This is a genomic window from Dyella halodurans (genome assembly GCF_026283925.1).
GTDB lineage: Bacteria > Pseudomonadota > Gammaproteobacteria > Xanthomonadales > Rhodanobacteraceae > Dyella > Dyella halodurans.
Genome location: NZ_JAPDPF010000002.1, coordinates 646543 through 671784, shown reverse-complemented (window position 1 = coordinate 671784; position 25242 = coordinate 646543). Strand labels below are relative to the sequence as shown.

The 25242-nt window shown below is 64.2% G+C and carries 20 protein-coding genes; 7 read left to right on the top strand and 13 right to left on the bottom strand.

The features are described 5' to 3' along the window. From OUZ49_RS06625 to OUZ49_RS06600, 6 genes are all read right to left on the bottom strand, one after another. A complete protein-coding gene (locus OUZ49_RS06625; protein WP_266149297.1) occupies positions 1-1656 on the bottom strand; it encodes a copper resistance D family protein in 1656 nt (551 codons plus the stop codon). Between the two features lie 61 nt (positions 1657-1717). Next, positions 1718-2089: a copper resistance CopC family protein gene (locus OUZ49_RS06620; RefSeq protein WP_266149295.1), complete on the bottom strand. Its 372-nt coding sequence runs from the start codon at positions 2087-2089 to the stop codon at positions 1718-1720. A 30-nt stretch (positions 2090-2119) separates the two neighbouring features. Further along, the gene (locus OUZ49_RS06615; RefSeq protein WP_266149293.1) at positions 2120-4747 is read right to left on the bottom strand and encodes an MMPL family transporter; all 2628 of its coding nucleotides are present in this window, start codon (positions 4745-4747) and stop codon (positions 2120-2122) included. A 79-nt stretch (positions 4748-4826) separates the two neighbouring features. Then, positions 4827-5564, bottom strand: coding sequence for a phosphorylase family protein (locus OUZ49_RS06610; protein WP_266149291.1), 738 nt, complete (start codon positions 5562-5564; stop codon positions 4827-4829). Then, positions 5561-7567, bottom strand: coding sequence for a squalene--hopene cyclase (gene shc / locus OUZ49_RS06605; protein WP_266149290.1), 2007 nt, complete (start codon positions 7565-7567; stop codon positions 5561-5563). Before shc ends, OUZ49_RS06610 begins: the two co-directional genes overlap by 4 nt. Continuing rightward, positions 7564-8724 carry a phytoene/squalene synthase family protein gene (locus tag OUZ49_RS06600; RefSeq protein ID WP_266149402.1) on the bottom strand — a complete coding sequence of 387 codons (1161 nt, stop codon included), beginning with the start codon at positions 8722-8724 and terminating at the stop codon, positions 7564-7566. Before OUZ49_RS06600 ends, shc begins: the two co-directional genes overlap by 4 nt. A gap of 148 nt (positions 8725-8872) precedes the next feature. On the opposite strand from OUZ49_RS06600, the gene hpnA reads away from it, so the two are divergent. Next, positions 8873-10024: a hopanoid-associated sugar epimerase gene (gene hpnA, locus OUZ49_RS06595; protein ID WP_266149288.1), complete on the top strand. Its 1152-nt coding sequence runs from the start codon at positions 8873-8875 to the stop codon at positions 10022-10024. Between the two features lie 4 nt (positions 10025-10028). Here the strand turns inward: hpnA and OUZ49_RS06590 are convergent, their stop codons facing one another. From OUZ49_RS06590 to hpnI, 5 genes are all read right to left on the bottom strand, one after another. After that, a complete protein-coding gene (locus OUZ49_RS06590; RefSeq protein ID WP_266149286.1) occupies positions 10029-10922 on the bottom strand; it encodes a ferritin-like domain-containing protein in 894 nt (297 codons plus the stop codon). 14 nt (positions 10923-10936) lie between these two features. Next, the gene (locus tag OUZ49_RS06585) at positions 10937-11971 is read right to left on the bottom strand and encodes a flippase-like domain-containing protein (RefSeq protein ID WP_266149284.1); all 1035 of its coding nucleotides are present in this window, start codon (positions 11969-11971) and stop codon (positions 10937-10939) included. Further along, on the bottom strand, positions 11968-12837 hold the full coding sequence (hpnK, locus tag OUZ49_RS06580; protein WP_266149282.1) for a hopanoid biosynthesis-associated protein HpnK: 870 nt from the start codon (positions 12835-12837) through the stop codon (positions 11968-11970). The genes OUZ49_RS06585 and hpnK overlap by 4 nt, the downstream gene beginning before the upstream one ends. Then, the gene (gene hpnJ / locus OUZ49_RS06575) at positions 12821-14248 is read right to left on the bottom strand and encodes a hopanoid biosynthesis associated radical SAM protein HpnJ (protein WP_266149281.1); all 1428 of its coding nucleotides are present in this window, start codon (positions 14246-14248) and stop codon (positions 12821-12823) included. The genes hpnK and hpnJ overlap by 17 nt, the downstream gene beginning before the upstream one ends. 72 nt (positions 14249-14320) lie before the next feature. Continuing rightward, complete coding sequence (gene hpnI, locus OUZ49_RS06570) at positions 14321-15454, bottom strand: bacteriohopanetetrol glucosamine biosynthesis glycosyltransferase HpnI (RefSeq protein ID WP_266149280.1); 1134 nt, start codon at positions 15452-15454, stop codon at positions 14321-14323. A gap of 167 nt (positions 15455-15621) precedes the next feature. Here hpnI and OUZ49_RS06565 point away from each other — a divergent pair, with 167 nt between their 5' ends. The 6 genes from OUZ49_RS06565 (at position 15622) to OUZ49_RS06540 (ending at position 22365) form a co-directional block, all read left to right on the top strand. After that, positions 15622-16110, top strand: coding sequence for a DUF2147 domain-containing protein (locus tag OUZ49_RS06565; protein WP_266149279.1), 489 nt, complete (start codon positions 15622-15624; stop codon positions 16108-16110). 149 nt (positions 16111-16259) lie between these two features. Then, entirely contained in the window at positions 16260-16916 is a 657-nt protein-coding gene (gene idi, locus OUZ49_RS06560) for an isopentenyl-diphosphate Delta-isomerase (protein WP_266149277.1), read from the top strand. 124 nt (positions 16917-17040) lie between these two features. Continuing rightward, positions 17041-18183, top strand: a complete 1143-nt coding sequence (gene hpnH / locus OUZ49_RS06555; RefSeq protein ID WP_266149275.1) for an adenosyl-hopene transferase HpnH — start codon at positions 17041-17043, stop codon at positions 18181-18183. Between the two features lie 29 nt (positions 18184-18212). Then, positions 18213-19295, top strand: a complete 1083-nt coding sequence (locus OUZ49_RS06550; RefSeq protein WP_266149273.1) for a glycosyltransferase — start codon at positions 18213-18215, stop codon at positions 19293-19295. Positions 19296-19549: 254 nt separating this feature from the next. Continuing rightward, positions 19550-20755: an enoyl-ACP reductase FabV gene (gene fabV / locus OUZ49_RS06545; protein ID WP_266149271.1), complete on the top strand. Its 1206-nt coding sequence runs from the start codon at positions 19550-19552 to the stop codon at positions 20753-20755. Between the two features lie 191 nt (positions 20756-20946). After that, positions 20947-22365 carry a cryptochrome/photolyase family protein gene (locus OUZ49_RS06540; RefSeq protein ID WP_266149270.1) on the top strand — a complete coding sequence of 473 codons (1419 nt, stop codon included), beginning with the start codon at positions 20947-20949 and terminating at the stop codon, positions 22363-22365. A 1-nt stretch (position 22366) separates the two neighbouring features. Here OUZ49_RS06540 and OUZ49_RS06535 read toward each other — a convergent pair whose 3' ends face one another. After that, positions 22367-23575 carry a cation:proton antiporter gene (locus OUZ49_RS06535; protein WP_266149268.1) on the bottom strand — a complete coding sequence of 403 codons (1209 nt, stop codon included), beginning with the start codon at positions 23573-23575 and terminating at the stop codon, positions 22367-22369. A gap of 62 nt (positions 23576-23637) precedes the next feature. Beyond that, positions 23638-25116 carry an MFS transporter gene (locus OUZ49_RS06530; protein WP_266149266.1) on the bottom strand — a complete coding sequence of 493 codons (1479 nt, stop codon included), beginning with the start codon at positions 25114-25116 and terminating at the stop codon, positions 23638-23640. Between the last annotated feature and the right edge of the window lie 126 nt (positions 25117-25242).

Sequence of the window (25242 nt, the reverse complement as noted above, 5' to 3'; positions counted from 1 at the left end):
TCAGGCTTCCCGATACCACAGCAGGATGACGCCGATCAGCATGAAGCAGAGCGGCCACACGATGCCGGCGATGCGACCGCCGCGTCCCGGCAGGCGCAATTCCAGCCAGCGTGCCCAGCCTGCTGCCACGCCGCTCAACGCGAGCGGCGTATGCGTCAGCTCGATCAGCATCTGGTCCTTGACGTTGGAGATCTGATGATTGTGGGTGAGCAGCATCGCGCCACCGACGGCCACCAGCAACGGAAACACCAGGGCAGCGCGTTCGTTGCGCAGGCGCCCCGTGCGCACCGACCACTCGAAGTAGCCGAACAGCACGATCAGCAGCACGAAGAAGCGATGCTGGGCGACCTCCACGTCGCGCCACGCCGCCCACCAACCCTCCTGGCCCAGCGGCCATACCTCCGGGTCGGAGCGCAGCAACAGGAACACCGCCATGGCCAGGAAAAGCAGGGGCCAGTGTTTGGCCCATCCGACGCCGGCGCGATTGAGCAGGGCCAGCAGGCCGATCAGCAGGACGAACATGCCGGCCCAATGGTGGTTGTATTCCGACCACGCCATGTCCTGCGCATTGCGTGGCGGCGCGATGCCCGAGCCCGGCAGCGTGGCCGATGCCGCCACCTGGTGTTCGCGCGCAGCGTCGCGATCGAGTTGCGCCTGCAATTGCGAGACCGCCAGCTGGTCGTGGTCCGGTGAACTGAAGCGGGGCCATGCGGGTGCGTTGCGTTCGGCGATTTCGTGCAGGCTCACGCGATCCGTGGTGAGATCGATGGCGGGTGGCACGGAGGTCAGCGATGCGGCCGCAAAGAAGATGGTGAAGCCGATGCCGATTTCCACTTCGGCGAAGCGGCGCATGCGCAGCACCTGCGCCGGTTGCCCCTTGCGCAGGCGCTCGGTGACGCGGAAGTTGCCAAAGCCCAGCCCCAGCAAGGCGAGGAACATGGCGATCTTGGCGCCCACCATGACGCCGTAGGCCGTGCCATAAAACCCCTGCAGGTCGCCGATGTAGAACACGCACATCAGCGCGCCGGACAGCAGGATGCAGGTAACGCCAAGCATCGACATGCGGGAAAAGCGCGTGCCGACCAGGCGCAGGCTTTCGGCGTCCTCCAGATGATGCAAGACGAGAACGAAGCTGGGAATGGCGCCGATCCAGACGGCGGCGCCGAATTGATGCAGGCCTTCCACAAAGAGCAGCAGCAGGTTGTCGCTAAGCCGTGCATAGGCATGGGTGGTGACCGTGGCCGCGGCCAGCTCAACGACGCCGAACAACAGCAGCAACAGGCGGGAGCGGCGCCCGGCCAGCGTGCGCTCGCCCAGGCACAGGAAGATGAGTGCGGCGCTGAGCATCTTCAGCCCGCCCGACACCGCGAACGCTGCCTGCAGCACATTCGATAGCGGCAGATCGACCGTCGTCACCAGCACGGAGACCTGCAAGGCCGTGGCAGCAAGCTCGGCAACGACCAGGCCCAAGGCGCTGAAGCGCGTCAGGCGCACCACGCGCTGCTGCAGCTCGTCGCCCTTCGTCAACGTGCGGGCCAGTGGATGCAGCAGGAAGACCAGGAACAGCAGGCCACCCAGGGTCATGGACTGGGCCACGATGACCATGCTGTGCAGGATCACGCTGAGATAGCCGAAAAGATCGACGAGCAGGGTCACGGAATCACCCACGGATGATCGGTGGATACAGCAGGAGGTTGCAACACGGGGACGTGCAGGCTTACGGCTTGGCGCTCACCGTGAAAGGCAGGTCGCCGCGGGTGATATGCCCATCCAGGGCCAGCGCCTGCCAGTGGATCACATAGGCACCCGGACTCAGTTCCGCGCTGCTGTCGAGCTCGTTGGGCCGGTCCGCGCTGGCCGAGATGGCAAGCGGCGTTTCCTTGTGATCGGGTCCGACCAGGACCAGGCGGGATCGTCCCTGGTCGATCTTGCTGTTGTACTTGAGCACCAGTGCAGCGTGGCCCGCCGCCATGCTGCCATTGGCCTTGGGCGTGCTGTCGACAAGAATCGCGTGCGCGCTCGCACTGATGCTCATGAACATGCCGGCGAGAGTGAGGACGACGATCGCGAATCGGCGCTGATAACCCATATGCAGACTCCAGGTTGAAGTGGCGAGGCGTTAGGCAGGGCGCGAGTGCGCGCTTGTCTTGGTCGAATCGGCTGGTCGGATCGAATACAGCACGGCGGGAAGGAAGGCGAAGGTCGACAGCAGCACGGCGAGCAGGCTCAGCAACAAGACCAGGCCCATGCTGGCGGTCCCCGGGTGGCGGGAAATGGCCAGGCTGCCGAACGCGGTGCCGGTGGTAAGCGCCGAGAACAGGATCGCGCGCGCCGTCGGCGAACCGAGGAAATGGTGCATGCCGTGGCGCCAGTTCATCACGAAATACACATTGAAGGACACGCCAACGCCAAGCAGCAAGGGCAGGGCGATGATGTTGGCGAAATTGATCGAAATGCCCAGCAGCCGCGCCAGCAAGGCGGTGAGCAGCGCGGACATCAGCAACGTGGCCAGCACCAGGCCGGCATCGCGGAAGCGCTGCAGCACCAACATCAACACGACGCCGATGGCGAGCGTGGCGTAGACAGCGGCTTCGCGGAAGGCGTCGAGTATCGTGTCCGCGGCCTTGATCGTGTCGACGGCCGAACCAGCAGCTTCCGGTGCCACGTCCTGCACGACTTTCACGAAGCGACGCAAGCCGGCCGTGTTCTGCGCCTTGGCCGTCGGCGTGACCTGGATGCGTACCTGGCCGTCCGGCGTGAACCAGTCGCGTTTGAGATCCGCGGGCAGGCTCTGCATGGTGATCTTCTGGGCCGACAACGAGTCGGCCAACTGGTTAAGCGTGTACGGCAGGAATTGCGTCAAGGACTGGTTGGCGGTGGCCATCTGTTCGTCCGTCCCCTGCGCCAGTCGACCCAGGGCCTTGCCAATGCGCCGCAAGGGCGAGTTGGGCGCGAGCTTGTCGGCCACGCTGGCAATACCCTCGCTGGTGTCCTTGGCCGTCTCGCGCATTTCGGCATAGCTGGGCGGCGCCACCTTTTCACCGGGGTTCAGCACCGCATACATCAAGTCCGAGGCTTGCGCGATCTGGTCGAGCTTGTCCGCCTGGTCGGCGGGTACGAAATCGACACCCGAAACGACCTGTGCCACCTCGGGCAGTTTGCCCAGGCGCTCGCTCAGTTGTTGTGCGGTGGCGAGGTCCTTCACCAGCACGTCCATGGTGAACGGATTGGTGTTGGGATCGTCCATCAACGAGGTCAGCGTGCGCATGGCTTCGCTGTTCGCGTTTTTCGTATGCAAGGGATTGGCATCGAATGGAATGGTGATCGCGCCCCACAGGCCGGCCAAGCCCAGCAAGGCGAACACCACCAGCACCGGCTTGCGTTGGCGCTCCAGCCAGCCATCCGCGGCGGCACCGCCCGGCAAGGCCACTTCCGCGTGGGGCGAACCCTTGCTCAGCAGGCGCAGCAGGGCCGGCAACACGGTAATCGTGCACAGCAGGGCCAGCAGCATGCCAACGCCGGCGATGGTGCCCAATTCGGCCACGCCGGTGAAATCCGTGGGTGAAAACGCCAGGAAACCACAGGCGGTCGCCAGCGCCGCCAGGCCGACCTGACTCACCACACGATGCGCCGTTTCGTGCAGCGAATCGTCAAACGTACGGTCGCTGTACTGGCGGGCATGCAGACGTACGCCAAACTGGATGCCGAAGTCGACGGCCAGGCCAATGAACAGCACGGCAAACGCCACCGAAACCAGGTTCAGGCGGCCGACGGCGAGCGCGGCGAAACCCAGCGTATAGATGAGTCCGACCACCAGGGTGATCACCACCGGCACGATCAGTCGCCAGGTGCCCAGCGCCAGCACCAGCCAGAAGATCAGCAGCAGGCTGCTGCCAATGGCGATGGGTCCGGCCCGATCGGTGAGCGAGGAGAATTCTTCGTCGGCCAGCGGCACCGAGCCGGTGTAGTTGATCTTCGCGCGTCCCGCCTTGACGGCGGGCAACTCGGCGGCAAGCCTCAGCATCGCTTCGGTAGCCGCACGCCCAGGCTCCAGGGCACGGAAATCCATCACCGGATGCACCAGCACAAACTCCTGGCCACCGTGGCTGCCCACCAGATTCGGCGTCAGCAAGGCTTGCCAGGACAGCGGCGACGCATGCCCGGCCAGGGCCGCTTCCATGGCATCCGCCACATTGCCGAGTGCAGCGTCATACGACGATAGATCGTCGGTCATGCCGTGGCGGACGCCTTCGACCATCAGGTCGATGCCCTTGAACAGGCCGCGTGCCGACGCGTCAGTCGCCAGCGGGCCGAGCAGTGGCTGCGCTTGCAGCATGCTGCTGATCGTGTCCGACAAATCCTTCGGCGGCAGCAGCACGAGGCCTTGGCGATCGAAGAAGGGACTGATGCCAGGCGTGGTGGACGAGCGGAAGTGGCTGGGGTCCGCCGCCAGCTTCTCATTCAGCGCCTTGGCGGTAATGCGTGCTTCCTCGGCCGTTGGCGCGCGGACGACGACGGTCAGCGTATCGCTGAACTGGGGAAACTGCCGGGCAAAGGCTTCGCTACGCTGGCGCCAGGGCAACTGCTCGGAAAACAGGTGGTCGGAATTCGTATCGATGCTCAGATGATGGGACGCGGCCATCAGGCTCAGCGCCGCCAGCAGCGCCGCCAGCAGCAACACGATGTAGTGATGGCGACCGCTTTGGTCGACCAGCCAGACCAGACCTTTGTGCAGTGCTCTGAACACGCCGTCGTATCTCCTTAGCTTGGATTCGACCGGCCGTACGTCAAGGCCAGGCCTGACTTCCGAAAACGATGTGTCAAGGTTAGCAGGGGCCCTGCGCTTCGCGCGCCAGGTCCGTACCTGCCGCGACCACGGCAGCCTGCAGGGCGCGGGTGGCCTTGCCCATGCGACTGGCGAGGCCGGGCAAGCGTTTCAGCAGTCCAGGATGGCGCGCCATCACCAGGAGCATGCTCAATGGGCGCGCGCGTCCCCACTCGTCGATGCCGGCCTGCAACGCCAGCGGGATCTCGTCATCGCTTTCGTCGACGATGGCGCGCAACACCAGAAAAGGCAGCTGCCGTTCACTCGCAATTGCCGCGACGGCGGCGCTCTCCATATCCACGGCGACGGCCAGGTGGCGGTCGCGCATGGCGGTCTTCTGCGCGGCGCTCCACAAGGGCGCCGGCAGGCTCAGCAGGCTTCCTTCCATCGTCAAGGCCAGTCCGGCTGCCTCAAGGCGTTGGCTGAGCGCCGCGCGCCACGACGGCGTCGGCGTATAGTCGCGCCCCCGCTCGTCGAAGATGCGCTGCGGACAAAGCAGCGTGCCGCTGCGCAAGCCTGGCGTCAGTGCGCCCGCGACGCCGAACACGACCAGGGCGGTGGCGCCTGCGTCGATCAAGGCCAGCGCCCCCTGTCGTGCCGCCTCCTGGCCCATGCCACTCAGCCACAGCCTGGCGTCCTTCCCGACGGGGGTCAGCCTTTGCGGGTGCAAGCGCTGGCGAGTAAGTGCCTGCGCCTCGGTCGCAAGCGCCGTCACGATGCCCACGGAGTGAGGGTTCACTGCGTCCCCGGCGAGGGTGTCGATTGCATCAGGCGCCGATAGCGGGTCAAGGCCCATAGCGGAAAGTAGGCGGTATAGCCGTGGTACTTGAGGAAGAAGACGCGCGGAAAACCCGGCGCGTTATAGCTGCTGTGATACCACAACCCTGCTTCGCGCTCATCGCTGGCTTGCTGGTCGTCGAGCAGCCATTGAATGCCCCGGCGAACCGCCTCGGAGCGGTGCTCGCCGACCGCGAGCAGGCCCAGCAGGGCCCAGGCCGTGCTGTGCGCCGTGCTGATGCCGCCGTTGCTGCCGCGTAGCGCAGGATCGAAATAACTGTCATTGGTCTCGCCCCAGCCGCCATCGGCGTGCTGCCTGGCGACCAGCCAGTCGATGGATTTGCGGATCCACGGCTGACTGAGGTCCTCGCCCACCAGGGCCAGTCCGGCCAGCACCGACCAGGTGCCGTAAATATAGTTGGTGCCCCAGCGCCCCCAGTAGGAACCGTCAGGCTGCTGGGCGGTTTTCAGGTAGGCGACGCAGCGCGCGATGGCGACACGATCCTGCGGGCGCCGCAGTACACCCAGGCAGGCGAGGACGCGACCGGACACATCCTCGGTGGGCGGATCGAGCATGGCGCCATGGTCGGCGAACGGAATCTGGTTGATGTGGTAGTGCGTGTTGTTGCGATCGAAGGCGGCGAAGCCGCCATTGTCGGACTGCATACCGACCAGCCAGTCGGCAGCGCGCTCGATGCGCGCGCGGTACATGCCTTCCTGCGGCGTACCCAGCACAGCCACGTGGAGCAGGCCGGCGACCAGCGCGGTGTCGTCCAGGTCGGGAAAGTAGGCATTCGCGTACTGGAATGCCCAGCCGCCGGGCGGCAGGTCGGGCGCCTGTGCCGCCCAGTCGCCTTTCACTTCCAGCTCCTGCAACGGCGCCATCCAGTCCAGCGCACGTGTCACCGCGGCTTGCGTGGCCGCGTCACCCGAGGCGCGCAGCAAGGCCATGGCGGCCCAGCCGGTGTCCCACACGGGCGAAACGCAGGGTTGGCAATACGCCGTGCCATCGGCGCTCTGCACGATCAGCTTCTGCAAGGACTTGAGGCAGGTGGCGCGCGCGGGATGGTCCTTCGCGTAACCGAGCAGGTCCAGCGCCTCCAGCGTATTGACCATCGGCGGGAAGATGGCGCCCACGCCGTCCTCGCCGTTGAGTCGCGCCAGAAACCACTGTTCGGCCTTCTTTACCGCTTTTTGCCGCAATGCCCTGGGGACCAACGGATCACACGCGCGCCCGAGCTTGTCCAGCACGAGAAAGCACCGGCTGGCGAAGCCGCCGACGGCGAAATAGTGCCGTTCCTGTTGCGGCGGCGTGACGAACAGCTCGGGCACGCCGACACGGCGCGGATTCTTGGCCCGGGCCTTGAGCGAGCAAAGAATGAACAGCGGCACCATGGTGGCGCGCGCCCAATACGAAACCTTGTCCAGATGAAACGGTGCCCAGCGCGGAAACAACATGATCTCCACCGGCACATACGGCGCCGCGCGCCAGGGCACCTGTTCGAACATTGCCAGCAGGATGCGCGTGAACACATTGCTCCGGGCAGCGCCACCCCGTTGCAGGATGGCGTCGCGGGCGCGCTGCATATGCGGCGCCTCGGCGGGGTCTCCGGCGGCCTTCAGAGCGTAGTAGGACTTGACCGTGCAGGACAGGTCGATGGCGCCGTCCTGGTAGAGCGGCCAGCCGCCGTGCGTATCCAGGCGCTGCTTGAGCCGGATGTAACGCGCGAGTTTTTCCTGCAACACCTCGTCGATGTCATCGAGGAAGTGCATCATCAGGATGTATTCGGCCGAGATGGTGCAGTCGGTTTCGAACTCGAAGCACCAGTGCCCGTCAGGCCGCTGCCGTGCAAGCAAGGCCTTGCGCGCGCGCTCGATGGCCTGATCGATTCGGGTGGTCTCAGGCTCTTCATCGCGATGGGCCGGGCGGGCCGCATCGTCAACAGGAGCTGAAGTCTCCGTCATAGTGATCGTGCGTTCTTGGCATCGTGCCGGGAGGGAATGCCATTCAAATACGAGGCCCTGCGCCTGGGCCATGTGTGCGGGGGACCCTGGGGCTCGTCCCACTCGGGCGACAGCGGCGTCAGCGGCAGCTTGCGCGCGGCGGTCGTGAACAACCAGCGCACGCCGGTATCGTATTTGTCGGTGAGTCGGGTCAGGCCCATGGTCTGGGCGACGGCCGCGCGGGAGACCTTGACCTGCGTGCCGCAGGAGAAATCGAGCCGGTCCTGCAGATTGCGCAGGGTCAGTACGGCCAGGCCGATGCTCCACAAGCAGAAGCGGCGGAAGCCGGCGTGCCTGGCTGGCACGATAAGCGTGTAGTCCACCGCACGACAGAGATGCGAGTGCGCCACCCCTATCAGTTCGATCATGGCCTTGGCGTAGTTGGCGTCCTGATAACCGGGACGCAGATCGTGCAGGCGCGCGCCGTGGCGGGAGAAGACATCCTGCGGCAACCAGCACACGCCGTGGCTGCGATCCTCCCACTGGTCCTTGAGGATATTGGTCATCTGCAGGCCTTGGCCAAATGACACCGCCAGGCGCATCAGGGTTTTCGATTGCGGCGCCAGCTCCGGCTCGAAGTTGATCAGCAGCTTCGTCAGCATTTCCCCCACGACGCCGGCCACGCAGTAGCAATAGCGGTCCAGGTCACGCAGCGTGGCCAGGCCTTGCAGGCCAACCACGCACTGAAAGTCGTGCATGCCTTGCGACATGGTTTTCAGGCAGTCGACGATGGCCGTGTGCTGGGTCGGATTGAAGGTCTGCGTGACCTCCAGCACGAGCGGGAGTCGGGACAACAGCTCACGCTCACTTGCAGAGGTTGCCTCGGACAACTTCGGCGCCAGTTCGGCTGCGAAGCGTTGTGCATCGATGCGGCCGATGACGGCGTCAACAAAGGCGCTTTCGTAGACACCTTTCTGGTCCACCGAGAGCGTCGGTTCGTCCTCAATGGTGTCGGCAATGCGGCACAACAGATAGGCGTTGGCAACCACCTCGCGAAGTGCAGGCGGCAGCTGCGGTATGGTCAATGCGAACGTCCTGGATACGCGCGGAAGTATGGCTTCCTGATAAGCACTAGCGTTGGCTGGTGCGATCGCAGCGACGTGCTTTGATTCAAACATTGACATGCCTCGGCTTTCCTTATGTATTCACATACAGAAAAACGTACGACGCAGGCATGTTAGCACCCCGATCTTGAAGGACGCAGCCATCTGACCAAACGGAATGTCTTTGAAGTGTCGAGGCTGCGCCGGAGGCCTGCTCCTGCCCATGAAAGGCAGGGGAAAGGAAGCCGGCGCCGGGGTGCGTCGCTGCGTTTGCGCCAACGGCGCGTGGTTCATCCATAATGCGCGCATACCTTCCCCCGTGGTCATGGATCACCAGCCTTATGTACCCAGGGTTCATGCTGGCGATGCGCAGGCGCAGCCTGGTGGCGACACCACCATGAAGACCTTGGTCACCGGAGCGACCGGCTTCGTCGGCTCGGCGGTTGCCCGCCGCCTGCTGCGTGAGAACCACAGCGTCCGCGTGCTGGCGCGTGCCGGCTCGGATCGTCGCAATCTGCAAGGGCTCGACGTCGAGGTGGTCGAAGGCGATCTCACCGATGCGACGTCGCTCGCCAGCGCGTGCAAAGGCTGCGACGCGGTGTTCCACGTGGCGGCCGACTACCGGCTGTGGGCTCCGCAACCGGATGAGCTCTATCGAACCAATGTCGATGGCACGCGGGCCTTGCTCGAGGCGGCCAGGCAGGCAGGTGTGTCGCGTATCGTCTACACGAGCAGCGTGGCGACCTTGGGCATTCCTCGGGACGGCAGCTCCGGTGACGAAGGCACGCCGGTATCGCTCGACGATATGGTGGGCCACTACAAGCGCTCCAAGTTCCTTGCCGAGGCCATGGTCAGGACCTATGCGGCAGCTGGGCTGCCAGTGGTGATCGTGAATCCGTCGACGCCGGTTGGCCCTCGCGACATCAAGCCCACGCCCACCGGGCGGGTCGTGCGCGACGCCGTCGCCGGCCGCTTGCCCGCCTATGTCGACACCGGCCTCAACGTGGTCCACGTGGACGACGTAGCGGACGGTCATTGGCTGGCTTTCCAGCATGGCGTGGTGGGAGAGCGCTACATCCTGGGTGGCAGCAACCTCAGCCTGCGCGAACTGTTGACCGAGATTGCGGACATCGTCGGGCGCGAGCCACCGCGCTGGCGGCTGCCGCACGCCGCGGTAATGCCGGTGGCGTATGTGGCGGAGGCATGGGCGAGGGTGAGCGGCACCCAGCCCATCGCCACGGTCGAGGAAGTGCGCATGTCCCGCAAGCGCATGTTCTTCTCCAGCGCCAAGGCCGAGCGCGAACTCGGTTATGCGGCAGGCCCGGTCCGGCTCGCCCTGGAGGACGCCGTGGCCTGGTTCAGCCTGCATCACTGAGTGCCTAGCGTACGAAGCGACGCGCCAGGCGGGCCATACGCGGCACGAAGGTGGGGCGCAGCAGGCGTTCGTCGTAGCCGTCCATGCGGTACTTGTCCTGGCTCAGGCACATGTCGATCATCTCGCCCAGCTTCAGGTCCAGCCCGATCTGCTGGTGGCCAGTCAGGGTGAAATTGGCATCCTGCATCTCGCCAGCACTGTCCAGGCCCTTGGCGATGCCGATGCGCTCCCAGATCAGGAAGATCCATACCCGCATCACCTTCAGCTCGAACGGCAGGCGCCGCCACCACGGCAGCTGGTGCCGATACCAGGCCACCCAGTTGGCGAAGAACAGGATGTGGCGGGCCTCTTCCTGGATCACCGGTTCGAACGTCTCCACCAGTTCCACCGGGAAGTAGCCGGTGCGCTTGGCCGACTCGAACAGGCCAAAGGCAAAGAAGCTGTCGATGCATTCGCTATAGCCGGTGACCAGCCAGCCCCATTCGGGGTCCTTGGGTACCTCGTACTCGGGTTCCGGTGCCAGCGCGATGCCATAGGCCTCGACCATCTTGCTCAGCACGACCTTGTGCCGAGCTTCTTCACCGCCATCCATGATCAGCGCTTCGCGCAGCAGCGGATCGTCGACGGTGTTGGTATAGGTTTCGACGCGCAGGGTGGCGCGGCCCTCGGTCTGCACGGCGATGTCCCAGATCGGCAGTGAGGTGATGCGCTGCAGCGCATCCGGGCTCAAGCTGGGCCAATCGATCACGGCCGGTTTGTACGGATTGTGCGTGTCCAGCAACATGCGGCAGAACAGCCGCTTGTGCGCATCCGAGCCGATCTTGATGCGACCGGGTTCGGTGCCCAGCCAATGCCGCATGGCATGGTCGGCGGCAGCGACGGTAGCGTCGTTGGACATCGGTCACCTCATGGTTATGAAGGCTTGCTGTTTTGCGCATCCGGGAGTGCGGTGGCGCTGCGCGCGCGCCAACCGAGGCGCAGGCGGCGGGCTTCGGCCCATTGCCACGAAATCAGCATGGGCAAGCCGAAGCCGACTTCGCGCGCACGCTTGACCAGCGACAATGCGATCGCAGCGTCGGCCGGCAGGCCGATGATGTTGCCGAACAGGACCAGGCCGCCTTCCTGGATGCCCAGGCCCGCCGGTACGAAGAAGATGATATGGCGCAGCGACTGCGTCACCGCCTCGATCGCGACGGCATCCCATACGGTGATCGGATAGCCGAGCAGGAGCAGGGCGAACCAGGTCTCGAAGCTGCCCAGGATGAAGCCGGCGAGCTGCCACGTGCAGGCCACGGCGAGGCGCAGCGGCTCGCGGTAATACGCGCGGATTTCCTCGTCGAGGCGCGCGCCGTCGAGCAGTTCGGTAAAGCGTGAGGGGCCGCCCATGGTCTTTTCCACGAACGCTTCCAGGCGCGAAAACAGCTGGCCATGACGCAGCAGGTAAATCAGCACGATGGGCAAGGGCAGGCTGGCGACCAGGCCGCCAACGACCGAATTCAGGGTGCCGATATGCCTGGTCAAGCCAATCAGCATGAGGATGCCCAGCGCCGCGAAGATGTACTGGCTGACCAGGGTCAGCAGCACTTCGATCACCACGCTCGCGGCCACCACCGCGCCACCTAGGCCGCGCCATTTGACCAGCCGGATGCCGACGATCTCGCCGCCGATATTCGCCACCGGCAGCAGGCGATTGCAGGCCTCGCGGACGCCGCCCACCCAGAACAGGAAGGGCACGCCAGCACGTCGTTGCGGATCGCGTGGTGCCAGCAGGGCGCGCCAGCCCATCACGTCCACCAGCAGCGGCACGGCGTGGAACGGCAACAGCCAGAGCAGCGCCCAGCCCGCGTGGTCGAACGCATTGCGAATGGCGCCCCAGTCCTGGTGCACGACCAATACGATGGCAGCAGCGAGGCCGAGCAGGCCGGCGAGATAAACGAGATATTTCATGCAGCCGCCGGATCCCCAAAGCCATGACACAACAAACAACGTTCCGCGATGGCCCGTTGCACACGTGGGGATAATAGTGCGGCCAACTCATCCGCGTGACGGTAGTCGGCCATGCTTGACGTCAGTTGGCCGTGCACGGCGGGGTGCAGATAGAGCTCCGACAGACCCTCCGGCAAGTGTCCAAGCACCTCCAGCAGCGCGCTCTCGTCCATGCCGCCGCTGTGGCGGATGCCGAACACATGGTCATTGCAGAGCACGCCGGCCCGACGCAGGCGTCGGCGCATCAGGGCCAGCCAGGGTTGCAGCCATGGCCCCATGCCTGGCTCTGCCGGCAAGCGCACCGCGCGCAGGCCGTAATCGCGGCCGATGGAAAGCAGCAGCGAGAGCACGGTGGGGTGCAGATGGAAATGCTTGTGCGCATTGACGTGGTCGAGGCTCAGGCCAGTCGCGGCGAAGGCCTCGAACTGGGCTCGAATCTCGGCCGCCAGTTGACGTCGCACGCGCGGCAGGAAGAAGAAACGAACGCCGTCGCGCGCCATGGCGCTGCCGAAACGACCCTGGGCATCGACCAGGTCCGGGATCTGCGTTGGCGGCAAGGCCGCCTGGCCGTCCGCCAACACCAGATGCAAACCCACGGCGAGGCCAGGCGAATTGCGCGCGCGGGCCACCGCGTCTGCCACGGCGGGCGCCGTCACCATCAGGCTAGCGGCGCGCAGTACGCCCTCACGGTAGCCGCGCTCCACCGCCTCGTTCACCGCTTCGTGCAGGCCGAAATCATCGGCCGTCACGATCAGACGCGGTCGAGTCGGTGCCAGCGCGGCATTCATGGCTGCAGCGAGAGCTGCCCGCTCAAGCCTCGTGCGCATGCAGGAAACGGAAGAACTCCACGCCTTCGCGCAATCGTCGCTTGGTCATCTCCCAGCTGCCCGCCATCTCCTTGACGATCTCCCAGATCTTCGAAGGTCGGAAGTAGAAGCTGCGATAGAACGTCTCCACGCCGTGGAAGATCTCTTCCGTCGACAAGTGCGGATAGCTGATTTGCGCAATCTGCACGCCCTTGTCGTCGACCAGGTTGATGGCCTTGTTCGCCTCAAGCCAACCGTTCTCGATCGCCTGTTTGTACATGGTCGTGCCGGGATACGGCGCGGCCAGCGACACCTGGATGGTGAACGGGTTGATCTCCTTGGCGTACTCGATGGTCTTGGCGATGGTTTCCTTGGTTTCGCCCGGCAGGCCGAGGATGAAGGTGCCGTGCACGCGAATGCCGAGCTTGCGGCAGTTTTCCGCGAACGTGCGCGCGATATCGGTGCGCAGGCCCTTCTTGATGTTGTGCAGGATCTGGTCGTCGCCCGACTCGTAGCCCACCAGCAGCACGCGCAAACCGTTTTCCCGCATGATCTTCAGCGACTCATAGGGCACGTTGGCCTTGGCATTGCAGCTCCAGGTCCAACCTTGTGCATGCAGCCCGCGGGCAATCTCGTGCACGCGTTCCATGTTGGCGCTGTCGGTAAACGTATCGTCGTCGAACATCAGCTCGCGGACTTCGGGCATGTTGTCCTTGATCCACTGCGTTTCGGCGAGCACGTTGGCGACCGAGCGTACGCGGTAGCGATGCCCGCCGACGGTCTGCGGCCACAGGCAGAACGTGCATTTCGAGCGGCAGCCGCGACCGGTGTAGATCGAAACGTAAGGGTGCTTGAGGTAACCGATGAAGTAACCTTCGATCTTCAGGTCGCGCTTGTAGATCGGTGCCACGAAGGGCAGGTCGTCCATGTTCTCGATGGTCGCGCGCGCCGGATTGTGCTGGATGCTGCCGTCGGCCAGCCGGTAGCTGATGCCGTTGATGTCGCTGAAGGGAAGCCCCTCGGCGACTTCCTTGCAGGTGTAGTCGAATTCCTCGCGCGCCACGAAGTCGATGGCTGTTGTCGCCTGTAGCGACCCGACGGGGTCAACCGCCACCTTGGCGCCGATCAGGCCAATCACGATGTCAGGCCGGCGGGCCTTGAGCAGTTCGGCAAATTTCGCGTCGGTGGGGAAGGACGGCGTGCTGGTGTGGATGATCACCAGCGGGTAGTCGGCGGCGATGTCCAGCGTCGCCTCCACCGATAGCTCTTCCACCGGAGCATCGATGACGCGCGAGTCAGGCACCAGCGCAGCCGGCTGGACCAGCCAGGTGGGGTACCAGAAACTCTTGACCTCGCGCCTGCACTGGTAACGGGAGCCCGCACCACCATCAAAACCGTCAAAGGACGGGGCTTGCAGAAATAGCGTCTTCATGGATTACCAAGCTCCTGCAGCAGTTCAGTCTAGATCCGCAATGAGTTGTTAGTCGCACTATCGCAATCGCTTTCAAGAATACCGCGTGGGCGCATGCTTGCGAGCATGCAATACGCGTCCGCGCCACTCGACCCGCCAGCGGGTGAGTGCCATCGCCCACTCGAACAGTAACAGCAGGTCACGGTATGGGGTCAACCCGAGGTCGTGCCAAGGCGAGGTTCGGGCCGTGCCACGCCGTTGCGCCACATAGCGCACCACCCTGGCGCCGCCGCCCAGCAGCGCCAGCAAGGCATTGGGCGGGGTAGGCGCCAGCACCAGGCCGAGCACCAGCACGGGCCAGGTGAAGCATACGAAGGTCATGGCGAAGCCGGCCGGAGCGATCGCACGGATCGTGCGCAACCAACGCAGCTCATGTGTCCACAGCGCGTGAAAGCTCGTCTCACTGACCTCGGTACCCACCACCAGGTCGGACAGCACCGTACGCAGCCCCGCGCGGCGGCTCAGCTCGCCAAGCCAGAAGTCGTCCGCGAGGGTGTCGCATAAAATCTCGAAGCCGCCGATGGCGTCCAGGGTCTCGCGGCGCAAGGCAATGGTGGAGCCGAAGGCGAAGCGGGTGGAGCCGAAGGCATGCGCGAGCCGTGCCGACGGTGCAAACCAGTCATCGATAAACAGGCAACCCAGTCGGGACCAGAAGCCGCCTTCGGCGACGCCATGGTAGAGGCAGGTGACGATGCCCACGTCCGCATCGGCCAGCGGTGCCGTCACCCGCGACAGATAATCCACGGACACGCTGATGTCGCTGTCGGCCAGCACCAGCCAGTCGTGTTGCGCGTGAGGCCGAAGATTGATCAGGTTGCTGACTTTGAGGTTGGCCCCATGGATGCGTGGGTCGACCACCAGCCGGATGGGCAGCGCGGGGAATTCCGCGATCAGTCGTTCCACCACCGCGATGGCCGGATCATCCGCTTCGCGTACGCCTAACAGCAATTGATAGTTGGCGTGGTCCTGCAGGCAGAAACTGCGCAGGTTTTCGTAGAGACGCGGCTCGGCGCCATGCAGGGGTTTGAACACGCTGACCGGGTGGATGGCCCGGCCTGCCGGTCGCCCAGCCTGCGCGTGGCGGCAGCGAAACCACGCCCACAGGCTCACGCAGGCATAAGCCGCGGCCGCCAGATTGAGGCCGGTGCCGATCCAGAGTAGAAGCATGTCGGTAACAGGCAGGGTCGGCATGGTCGCGATGGTTTGGCGCCTTCCACGGTTGTTCCTAAAGTTACCCCATGAGTCAGGCAAAAACGCAAATTCGCGCTGGCCATCATCCCGCGACTGTGACGCGGCGCAGGCAAGCTGCGCTGGGCCGGTGGCTTGGATGCCTCGTGCCAGGTCTGTTCGGGCTGCTGCTGTGCAGTGCGTTTGCCGCCAGCGCTGGCGAAGGCCCGCAGCAAGCGAGGCCGGCACCGACCATCGTGGGCTACTGGCTGGTTGAGAGCCGCGACGCGGTGATCCAGATCGAGCAGGTTGGCGATCAATACGAAGGGCATATTGCCTGGCAGCTGCACGACAAGTACGGCCCGGAGGACGGCCCTGAGCTCAAGGGGAAAACCGTCACGGACCGCAATAATCCCGACCCGGCGTTGCGTTCGCGACCGTTGACGGGGCTGCGTCTGCTATGGGGCCTGCGTTATGACCCCGATCGTCGTATGTGGGTGGACGGGCGCGTCTACAACTCCAACAACGGCAAGGTTTACCACTGCCAGATCCGCTTGCTCAGCGCAGACAAGCTGAGCCTGCGCGGCTATATCGGCGTCAGCCTGCTAGGCGGCAATACGGTGTGGACCCGCGTGAATGGTCCTGGGCCGCCTTAGGGAAAATCCTCCGGGATGTCCAGGCGGGCAAATCGCGAGGCCGTCGACTCACGGAGGACGAGGGCTACTCATTCAATGCCATCATTTGTTAGCCTGACCCCGCGCCCTTGACGGGCTGTCTTCCTGGCTAGCGTATATGTGATGCCGACGTGAAGACCAAAACCGAGTTCCGTCCGCTGGGTGAGAGAGGTTCGACCTTGACTAACCGAGAGTTGGATTACTACCAAGGACAGTCGTCGAGCAGTGTCGTGTCCTTTCATGACGAGCCGCTGGTGCTGGTCGACGAGCGCGACCAGGAGATGGGATTCCTCGACAAGGCTGCCGCGCACAGCGGGCAGGGCATCCTGCATCGGGCTTTCTCACTGTTCATCTTCAATCCCCAGGGTGAGTTGCTGCTGCAGCAGCGCGCTCCCGGCAAACGCTTATGGCCAGGCTTCTGGTCTAACACCTGCTGCAGTCATCCGCGTCGTGGCGAGGCCATGGAGACGGCGATTCATCGGCGACTCGCCGAGGAGCTCGGTATGCAGTGCGAGCTGGCCTTCCAGTTCAAGTTCCAGTATCAGGCGCAGTTCGATGCCGAAGGCGCCGAGCATGAGTTGTGCTGGGTTTATGTGGGCCATAGCGATGCCTTGCCTGTCGCCAACGTGAACGAGATTTCCGGATTGCGCTATGTGTCGCCAGCGGCGCTGGACGAGGAAATCGCGGCGCAGCCGCAGTCCTTTACGCCCTGGTTCAAGATTGAATGGGAACGCCTGCGTAGGGAGTATCCTCACGCCATGGCGCCACCCGCACTGCTTCCGTCCTGAGGGCAGCACGGTTAATTGGATGGATATACTCAATACCTACGCATGACGGCTCCGGCACTTGTTTTCCGCCATGGCTATGGCGAAGTGTCGGAGAGGTCGGTCGATACGCTACGAGGAGATTCCGTTGGGCATTCCTCTTATTCAGCAGGTCAAGATCGCCAGCTACATCGTCGGCAAGAAACTCAGCGGCCAGTCGCGCTATCCGCTGGCGATGATGTTGGAGCCATTGTTCCAGTGCAATCTGGCCTGCGCCGGTTGCGGCAAGATCGATCATCCGAAAGACATCCTGCAGAAACGCATGAGCGTCGAGGACGCCTTGAGCGCCGTGGACGAGTGCGATGCACCGGTCGTTTCCATTCCCGGAGGCGAGCCGCTGATTCACAAGGAGCTGCCGCAGATCGTCCAGGGCATCATCGCCCGCGAGAAGTTCGTTTATCTGTGCACCAACGCGATCCTGTTGCCGAAGCACATCGACGAATACACGCCTTCGCCGTATTTCACCTGGTCAATTCATCTCGACGGCCTGGAGAAGCGCCACGACGCCTCGGTATGCATGGATGGTGTATTCGACAAGGCGGTGACCGCGATCAAGCTCGCCTTGTCGCGCGGGTTCCGCGTGACCATCAATTGCACGCTGTTCAATAGCGAGCCGTCGGAAGAGATCGCGGACTTCTTCGATTTCGCGATGTCGCTCGGCATCGAAGGCATCACCGTGTCACCCGGCTACAGCTACCAGCATGCACCGCGCCAGGACGTGTTCCTGGGGCGTACCGAAAGCAAGCAGCTGTTCCGCGACATCTTCAGGCTCGGCAAGGAACGCAAGAGCAAGTGGGTATTCAACCAGTCGTCGATGTTCCTCGACTTCATTGCCGGCAACCAGAGCTACCAGTGCACGCCCTGGTCCAATCCCACCTACAACATCTTCGGTTGGCAAAAGCCCTGCTATCTGCTGGTCGACGAGGGTTATGCCAAGACCTACAAGGAGTTGATGGAAGACACCGAGTGGGACAAGTACGGCGTCGGCATCAATCCCAAGTGCGATAACTGCATGGCGCACTGCGGCTTCGAAGGCAGCGCGGTGAACGATACCTTCGCGCATCCGCTGAAGGCTGCCCGCGTGGCGACGTTTGGCCCGCGCACCGAAGGAGCGATGGCTCCCGATCTGCCGGTGTTGTATGGCGAGCGTGCCGACGCCACCGCGGTGCACATCCCGATCAGCGCCATTCAACGCCGTAGCGCCACTACCGGAGCGGATGCCGGCCACTGACGCCGATGTTCATGCTTGCGTGTGCCCTAGTGCCCGCCCTGATGTGGCTGGGTCTGCTGCTGGTGCCCTGGCGGCCCTGGAGCACGCGCGAGCATCTCGAGGCCGATCCGGCCGCGGGCCAGGCGTTCGATTTCAGCGACGTCACCGTGCTGATTCCCGCGCGCAACGAGGGCGACGTGCTTGGCGTCACCCTCGCGGGTCTGCAAGCGCAGGGGAAGGGGCTCCAGGTCATCGTGGTCGACGACCAGTCCACCGACGCCACCGCCAGCATCGCTGCTGCCTTTCCAGGTACCCGCGTGATCAGCGGCCAGCCTTTGCCGGAAGGCTGGGCCGGCAAGCTATGGGCCCTGGAGCAGGGCAGCAAGCAGGTGCGCACGCCGCTGACCTTGCTGCTGGACGCCGATATCCAGCTGCGGCCGGGCATGCTGGCCACCCTGGTGGCGCACAAGCGCCGCGAACAACGTCAGTTGGTGTCGCTGATGGCCGACCTGCGACGAACCAGTTTCTGGGATCGCCTGCTGCTGCCCGTCTTCGTCTACTACTTCAAGCTGCTCTATCCGTTTGCGTTGTCCAATTCAAAGAGTCGACTGGTTGCGGCGGCGGCAGGCGGCTGCATCCTGGTGGATACGGAGGTGCTGCAGCGTATCGGTGCATTTGCCAGCCTGCGTGATGCCTTGATCGACGATTGCACCCTGGCGCGCCAGGTCAAACAGTCGGGCTATCGCACCTGGCTAGGGCTGAGCCGTGATGTGGTGAGCTTGCGCCCTTACGGCAGCCTGGGGTCGATCCATCAGATGGTGGCCCGTTCGGCGTTCACCCAGCTTGGCTATTCCACCTTGCTGTTGCTGGCGGTGACGGCCGTCTTTGCCCTGGCCTATGGCGCGCCGTTGGCCTTGCTCGCCGCGCCGCAGGTCTGGCCCCTGGCCTTGACCGCGTGGCTGGCCATGACCGCGAGCTACCTGCCGATGCTCCGCTACTACCGGATGTCCCCGCTGTGGGCCCTGCTGCTGCCGCTCAGCGCGACGCTCTATCTCGCCATGACCTGGAGTTCGGCCATCCGTTACTGGCGTGGCGTGCGGTCGCAGTGGAAGGGGCGGGTCTACAACGCCTGATGTCTGCATAGGCCACCCTTGGGAACCTCAAGAAAGCCGAGCCTCCCCCCGTCATTCCCGCGAAAGCGGGAATCCAGCGACTTTCAGCCCCACGAAGCCAAAGGCACTGGATTCCCGCTTTCGCGGGAATGACGAGGACTTTCGTGAGGCTTCCCTCGCGGGGCAGGCACCTCGCAGCCGGATCCCTACGGCAGCGCATGGCCCGGGGCCCGGGTTATCATGCCGGTTTGCGGTTTGCTACCAGGAGCTAGCGAGTGATCATCAATCCCAAGGTGCGTGGCTTTATCTGCATTACGGCTCATCCGGTCGGATGCGAGCGCAATGTGCTTGAACAGATCGACATCACCAAGGCGCAAGGCAGCCTTGGCGACGGTCCCAAGCGCGTGCTGGTGATTGGTGCCTCCACCGGCTACGGCCTGGCCTCGCGCATCACCGCAGCCTTTGGCTATGGCGCGGCCACGCTCGGCGTGTTCTTCGAGAAGCCCAGCAGCGAGACCAAGACCGGCACGGCCGGCTGGTACAACTCCGCCGCGTTCGACAAGCTGGCCAAGCAGGCTGGCCTGTACAGCAAGTCGATCAACGGCGATGCGTTCTCCAACGAGACCCGCGCCCGCGCGATCGAACTGATCAAGAACGAGATGGGCGGCCCGATCGACCTCGTGGTCTACTCGCTGGCCTCGCCGGTGCGCAAGCTGCCGGATACCGGTGAAGTCGTGCGCTCCTCGCTCAAGACCATCGGCGAGACGTTTACCGCCACCTCGATCGACACCAACAAGGACACCGTGGTGCAGGTGTCGGTGGAGCCGGCCACCGAGCAGGAAATCAAGGACACCGTCACCGTCATGGGTGGCGAGGACTGGCAGCTGTGGATCGACGCGTTGAGCGAGGCCGGCGTGCTGGCCAAGCAAGCCAAGACCGTGGCCTATAGCTACGTGGGCACCGAGATCACCTGGCCGATCTACTGGCACGGCACCCTGGGCCAGGCCAAGCAGCACCTGGACAACACCGCGCGTCAGCTGAAGCAGCGCCACGCCGCCGAAGGGCTCGAAGCCTACGTCGGCGTGATGAAGTCGGTGGTGACCCAGGCGAGCGCGGCGATCCCGGTGATTCCGCTGTACGTCTCCATGGTGTTCCGCATCATGAAGGAAAAGGGCCTCCACGAAGGCACCATCGAGCAGATCAATCGCCTGTTCCGCGAGTCCCTGTATCGCAAGGACCACAACGCGCCGACCACGGACGACGAAGGTCGCCTGCGTCTCGACGACTGGGAGCTGCGTGACGATGTGCAGCAGGCCTGCAAGGCGATGTGGCCCACCGTCACCACCGAGAACCTCCCGCAGCTCACCGACTACGCCGGCTACAAGCAGGACTTCCTGCGCCTGTTCGGCTTCGGCCGCGCAGACGTGAACTACGAGGAAGACGTCAGCGCCGATCGTCGTTTCGACTGCGTCGAGCTTTGATCGACGTTTGAGAGAATCCGCACAAAAAAGCTCGTCATTCCCGCGAAAGCGGGAATCCAGCGGCTTTCGACCCGTTTGAGACAAAAGGCACTGGATTCCCGCTTTCGCGGGAATGACGGTGAGGGTGCTCTGATCCTCCTCGCAGGATCAATAGACCGCACGTCCAGCGCCCCAAAAGCTAAGCTGCGCCCATGACCACTGCCATCGTCTGGTTCCGCCGCGACCTGCGTCTCGCCGACCATCCTGCGCTGAGCGCCGCCTGTGCCGCGCATGATCTTGTGTTGCCGCTGTATATCCATGCGCCGGAGGAAGAAGGCGACTGGAGGCCCGGCGGCGCCAGCCAATGGTGGCTGCATCACTCGCTGGCCGCCTTGCAGGCGCAGCTGGCTGAGCGGGGCGTGTCGCTGCATATAAGACAAGGCGACAGCCTTGCCGTGCTCCGGCAGCTGCTCGCGCAAACCGGCGCCACGGCGGTGTATTGGCATCGGCTTTACGAGCCGGCCGCCATTGCACGAGACCGTGACATCAAGGCGGCCCTGCGCGAACACGGGGTGCAAGCGCAAAGCTTCAATGCCGCGCTCTGGTGCGAGCCCTGGCAGATCGAAACGAAGCAGCAGGCGCCGTATCGCGTATTTACGCCTTTCTGGCGCAGCCTGCGCACCGAGTTGGGCAACCCCCAGCCCTTGCCGGTGCCATCAAGCTTGCGTGGCATGGAAGTGGCGGGTGGCACGCCGTTGGAGGCCTTGGGGCTATTGCCACGGATTCCCTGGGACCGTGGCCTGGGTGAAGCGTGGCGGCCGGGCGAGCAGGGCGCACAGGAACTGCTGGAGATCTTTGCCGACGATGCCATCGCCGACTATGCGCAGGCACGTGATTTGCCATCGCGCCACGGCACCTCGCGGTTGTCGCCGCATCTGCATTTCGGCGAAATCTCGCCGCGGCAAATTCATCGCCAGTTGGCGGATCGGGTAGCGGCCACGGATGCCCGGCGTCGCCCGGACATCGAGCCCTATCTGCGCGAACTGGGCTGGCGCGAATTCGCACACCATCTGCTTTACCACTTTCCAGACACGCCCACGGCGAACTTCAATCCACGCTTCGACGGCTTCCATTGGGCAGCGCAGGATGACGCATGGCTGGAGCGCTGGCAGCGCGGTCGCACCGGCATTCCGCTGGTGGATGCCGGTATGCGCGAACTCTGGCATACCGGCTGGATGCACAACCGCGTGCGCATGATCGTCGCCAGCTTCCTGTGCAAGAACCTCAGGCAGCATTGGCGTCACGGCGCCCGTTGGTTCTGGGACACCCTGGTGGACGCCGACCTGGCCAACAACACGCTGGGATGGCAGTGGGTGGCGGGAAGTGGCGCCGATGCCGCGCCGTACTTTCGTGTGTTCAATCCGGTGACCCAGGCGCAGAAGTTCGACCCTCAGGGGCAGTATCTGCGCCGATGGCTGCCCGAGCTTGCCACGGCGCCGCCACCCCTGCTGCACGAGCCGTGGAAGGACGCGGCGCTACTCAAGCGCAGCGGTTACCCCGCGCCCATGGTCGATCTGGGCGCCACGCGCGTCGCTGCACTCGACGCTTATCGCAGCATGCGCGGCGGCTAGCTCAGCCTTTCGTCTCAGGTATCTCGACGCGCTTCTTGGCGGCGTCACCGCGTCGAAGCAGCCACGCCAGCACCGGCGGCGTAACCATCGCCGTGAGCAGCGACATGGCTACGATGATCGCGTAAATGCGGTCGGTGAACACGCCGGCGGTCAAGCCGAGGCTGGCAATGACCACGCCCACTTCGCCTCGCGGCACCATGCCGAAACCCACGATGGTGGCGCTGCGCCGGCCTAGCGATAGCGCGCCGAGAAAGCCGCCGATCAACTTGGAGGCAATGGCGATCAACGTCACCACCAGCAACATGATCTCGGTTTCCACATTGGCCAGCAGGTGCAGGTCGATCTTGCTGCCGGTGACGACGAAGAAGAATGGCGTGAGCAGGGCGAGCAGTGGCTGCGTCTGCTTTTCCAGCGTGTGCTGTTGGCGTGTCTCCGACGCGATCATGCCGGCAAGAAACGCGCCGATGATGGCGGCCAGACCGAAACGGGTGGAGACATAAGCCAGGCCCAGGCATAGCGCCAGCACGATGGCCAGCGCCGACTGCGGATTCCGTGGCTTGTCCAGCCAGGCGGAATTCCAGCGCATCACGCGGGCGCCGCCGATGCCAATCACCGCGATGAAGCCGATCGCGCCAACCAGCACCGTCAGCAGGTGGAGCAGGTCGAAGCCTTCGCCGCCCTGCAGGGACACCACCACGCCAAGCAGCAGCATGGCGAGGATGTCGTCAATGACTGCCGCGCCCAGGATCACCTTGCTCTCGACGCGTTGCAGTGCCCCCAGTTCCTGTAACACGCGAGCCGTGATGCCCGCCGATGTGGCGACAAACGCCGCGGCGACGAACAACGAGCGACTCCAGTCGAAGCCGCTGCCATGCGCCCACAGGCTGCCCATGCCAAACGGCACCAGGACGCCCAGCACGCCGACCAGGAAGGCCACCTTGCCGACCTTCTTCAGATCCTCCAGGCGCGTTTCCAGGCCCACCGAGAACAGCAGCAGGACGACGCCGACTTCGGCCAGCACGTCGAGCGGTGTGCCTGTTGCGATCTGCTCGGGCACGATCCAGCCGAGCACCGAGGGGCCGACCACGCAGCCCGCCGCAATCTCGCCGACGACGCCAGGGAGCTTCAGTCGCTGCGCGATCTCGCTGCCGATCTGGGCAGCCACGAACACGATGAAGAGCGTAAGCAGAATGTCGCCGGCGTGGTGCATGCAGATGAACTTGGCAGCTGGACTATGCCTCGCATGCTACATGCTTGGACGGCCATCGCGGTCTATTCGCCAGCGCGAGCCCCTCGCGAAGAACGTTCCGCAGGCAGGCGGCTGAATACCCAGCTGGCAGTGGCCGTCACCACGCCGAGTAGCAGCACGGTCCAGCGGAATGCCGGGATATAGTCTTCGGGTGTGTGGCCTTTCAGCAACGCTTCCATCAGCAACGAGGCCAGTGCGATGCCGAAGCTCATCGACAGGTACTGCGCGGTGGAGGCCATGGACGAGGCCATCGATGCGTATTTCACATCCAGGTCGTTGTAGATCAGCGTGTTCATGGCGGTGTACTGCATGCCCATGAAGCCACCGTAGACGAAGACCATCGATGCGATCAGCCACATCGGCGAGCCTTTGCCGAGCAAGGCAAACGATGCCAGCAGCAGCGCCACCATCAGGGTGTTCGCGAATAGCAGTCGGCGGTAGCCGACGCGACTGAGCAGGCGATTGATAAACCACTTCGCCGCAATCGAGCCCATGGCCTGCGGCACCATCATCAGGCCCGCCATCAGCGGCGACCAGCCGCATCCAATCTGCAGGAACAGCACCAGCAACAGGAACATGCCCGACACGCCCAGGCGGGTAAACAGGTTGCCAGCCAACGATACCCATACGCTGCATACGCGCAACAAGCTGAGGTCGGCCACCGGATGGTCGGTGCGGCGGCTATGCCATACATAGATGGCGCCGAAGACGATGGCCAGCACGCCATACGTGGCAATCCACAGCCATTGCCCGCCACCACCGCTGGCCACTTCAGAGGCGGTCAGCAACATGGCGGATGCCGCGGCAAACAGCAGGAAGCCCATGAAGTCGAAGCGATGCACGTCGTCGACGCGGTAGTCCGGCATGCTTTGTCGATTCATCCACATGCCGATCAGGCCGACCGGCACGTTGATCAGGAAGATCAGCCGCCAGGTCGCGTACTGCGCCAGCGCGCCGCCGAGCAGGGGGCCGAGCACCGAGCCCAGCAATCCCACGGTTGCCACCGTGCTCATCGAGCGCACGAAGTCGCGCTTGTCGATGCTGCGCACGAGGACATAACGCCCCACCGGCATCAGCGCCGCGCCGCCCAGGCCTTGCAGCACGCGCGCGGCCACCAGTTGCGGCAGGGTCTGGGCAATGCCGCAGAGCAGTGAGCCGATGGTGAAGGTGGCGATCGCCGCGGCAAAGATGCGTCGCGTGCCGAAACGGTCACATAGCCAGGGGCTGGCCGGAATGAAGATGGCCAGGGTCAGCACATAGCTGGTGAGCGCAGTGCGCATGCCCAGCGGCGTGACCTTGAGCGCCTGGGCCATGGCGGGTACGGCCGTGTTGACGATGGTGGAGTCCAACGCCTGCATGAAGAAGGCGGCTGCCACCAGCCAGATCAGGCCGCGATACCGTTCCCGCGATGACAGGGGTTCGGTGGTCGTTTGCGGTCCCGCGTCTTCCGGTGATGGCGAGACGGGCAGGGCTGCCTCCGTAGCGGTGATGTTCTCGGGCATGGCCTCTTATGATACCTGCTGCGGCGGCTTGCTTTTGCACAACGCCACGTCCAAAGTCATGGCTGTTTCAGTTTAGAACCAGTTCGCTGTGGCTGCTTCGATGGCCGTCACGGCGGACAGATCAAG

Coding starts and splice junctions, on each gene's coding strand:
- OUZ49_RS06620 (WP_266149295.1), bottom strand. CDS start 2,089: ATGGGTTATCAGCGCCGATTCGCGATCGTCGTCCTCACTCTCGCCGGC.
- shc (WP_266149290.1), bottom strand. CDS start 7,567: ATGACGGAGACTTCAGCTCCTGTTGACGATGCGGCCCGCCCGGCCCAT.
- OUZ49_RS06600 (WP_266149402.1), bottom strand. CDS start 8,724: ATGTTTGAATCAAAGCACGTCGCTGCGATCGCACCAGCCAACGCTAGT.
- hpnA (WP_266149288.1), top strand. CDS start 8,873: ATGAAAGGCAGGGGAAAGGAAGCCGGCGCCGGGGTGCGTCGCTGCGTT.
- OUZ49_RS06590 (WP_266149286.1), bottom strand. CDS start 10,922: ATGTCCAACGACGCTACCGTCGCTGCCGCCGACCATGCCATGCGGCAT.
- OUZ49_RS06585 (WP_266149284.1), bottom strand. CDS start 11,971: ATGAAATATCTCGTTTATCTCGCCGGCCTGCTCGGCCTCGCTGCTGCC.
- hpnK (WP_266149282.1), bottom strand. CDS start 12,837: ATGCGCACGAGGCTTGAGCGGGCAGCTCTCGCTGCAGCCATGAATGCC.
- hpnJ (WP_266149281.1), bottom strand. CDS start 14,248: ATGAAGACGCTATTTCTGCAAGCCCCGTCCTTTGACGGTTTTGATGGT.
- hpnI (WP_266149280.1), bottom strand. CDS start 15,454: ATGCTTCTACTCTGGATCGGCACCGGCCTCAATCTGGCGGCCGCGGCT.
- OUZ49_RS06540 (WP_266149270.1), top strand. CDS start 20,947: ATGACCACTGCCATCGTCTGGTTCCGCCGCGACCTGCGTCTCGCCGAC.
- OUZ49_RS06535 (WP_266149268.1), bottom strand. CDS start 23,575: ATGCACCACGCCGGCGACATTCTGCTTACGCTCTTCATCGTGTTCGTG.
- OUZ49_RS06530 (WP_266149266.1), bottom strand. CDS start 25,116: ATGCCCGAGAACATCACCGCTACGGAGGCAGCCCTGCCCGTCTCGCCA.